Source organism: Mesorhizobium sp. M7D.F.Ca.US.004.03.1.1 (assembly GCF_003998635.1).
In the GTDB taxonomy this organism is placed as follows: domain Bacteria; phylum Pseudomonadota; class Alphaproteobacteria; order Rhizobiales; family Rhizobiaceae; genus Mesorhizobium; species Mesorhizobium loti.
In genome coordinates this window covers 1-1,614 of record NZ_RZQG01001169.1, presented here as the reverse complement: position 1 = coordinate 1,614, position 1,614 = coordinate 1, and the positions used below count along the sequence as shown (strand labels likewise).

Genomic DNA, 1,614 nt, shown 5'->3' with positions numbered 1-1,614 from the left:
GTCGTAGGAAATGCCGATGCCCCCAAAGCCGAATGGCCGGGACAATCCTTCAGCGGCCGGACGAAATCAAGTTGCGGCTCCGGGCTTTTTCCGGCTCACGCCTGAGCGGCGTCAAAATCGGCGCGCGCTGCGCGCACCGCATCATGGTTGAGTTCGGCCCACAGAATCAATTGATGAAAGGCGCCGAACATGGAGCGCCCGAGATCGGTCAGGCTGTATTCGACGCTCGGTGGTTTGGTCGGGAACACTTCGCGATGCACATAGCCGTCGCGCTGAAGATCGTACAGCGTCTGGGTCAGCATGCGCTGCGAAATGTCGGGCACAAGGCGCCTCAACTCGCCGAAGCGATAGGGTTTTTCAGCCAAGGCCATCATCAGCAGCGATCTCCATTTGCCGCTAACGCCCTGGATGACATCACGAACCGGACAATTGGCAATATTGCCGCCGCCTGAGATCGCCTTGTAGATCTCCATCTTCGATTTCAGATTGATGATCTTGCCGTCCATGGCTGGTTCCCTGCCTGTGCCTACCTCCCGAAAAACTGCCTTCTTTACGGCACCGGGTCAATTCCTATTTTAGTGCTGGTCTCTTTTTGAGACCGACACTCGAACCGCCCTAGCGGCACAATGTCAGGACCCTTCCATGACCGAAACCCTTCTCGTCACCGGCGCCTCCGGCCAGCTCGGCCGCGGCGTCATCCGCTATCTCCTGGACACGCACAAAGTTCCACCTGCAAGCATCATCGCCACAACCCGCAATCCGGAAAGCGTAGCCGATTTGGCCGCGCGCGGCGTCGTTGTCAGGGCCGCCGATTTCAACGACGTGGCCTCGCTGGAAACCGCATTCAAGGGCGCCGACAAGGTGCTGATCATTTCGACCGGCGATCTCGATCTAAAAAGCGGCAGGCGCCTGAAGCAGCACGAGAATGCAGTCGCCGCAGCCAAAAACGCCGGCGTTTCGCACCTACTCTACACCTCGATGCCCAATCCAGAACCGGTATCGCCGGTGCTGTTTGCCAATGATCACTTCAGCACCGAGCAGGCGATCAAGGCGAGCGGCATCCCCTACACGATCTTCCGCAACGGCTGGTACCAGGAGAACCTGTTCATGGCCCTGCCGCACGCGATCGCCTCGGGACACTGGTACACGTCCGCCGGCGACGGCCGCATTGCGCATGGCGCACGCGATGACATGGCAGCAGCGATCGCCGCCGGCCTTGCTTCCGGCTCGACCGAGAGCAGGACCTACACCTTGACCGGTCCGAATGCCTACACCACGGCAGAGATCGCGGCCCTGGTAAGCGAGGTTACCGGCAAGCCGCTGGAAGTTATTCAGGTTCCGGATGAGGCGCTTACCGAAGGTGTAAAGGCGGCAGGCGTGCCAGAGGATTTCGCTGATGTCGTCGTCTCCTTCGACGTCAACACGCGCTCCGGCCGCATCGCCATGGTGACCGACGCGATCGAGACGCTTTCCGGCAGGACGCCAAAGACGTTGAAGCAGTTCCTCGAGGCGAACAAGGCCGCCCTGGTTGGTTGACGGCCCGCGGTGCCGGAAGCCGAAATACCTGGCTTTCGGCACCGTTATTGCGATGTCTTGAGCAGCCCGAGCCGGATC

At 60.4% G+C, this 1,614-nt stretch carries 2 protein-coding genes; one reads left to right on the top strand and one right to left on the bottom strand.

Annotated features, from left to right (window positions below):
* Window positions 1–95: 95 nt before the first annotated feature.
* A complete protein-coding gene (locus EN935_RS35180) occupies window positions 96–506 on the bottom strand; it encodes a helix-turn-helix domain-containing protein (protein ID WP_109668055.1) in 411 nt (136 codons plus the stop codon).
* A 136-nt stretch (window positions 507–642) separates the two neighbouring features.
* Between EN935_RS35180 and EN935_RS35175 the strand changes: the two genes are divergently transcribed.
* Window positions 643–1,536: an SDR family oxidoreductase gene (locus tag EN935_RS35175; protein WP_109668058.1), complete on the top strand. Its 894-nt coding sequence runs from the start codon at window positions 643–645 to the stop codon at window positions 1,534–1,536.
* Window positions 1,537–1,614 lie beyond the last annotated feature (78 nt).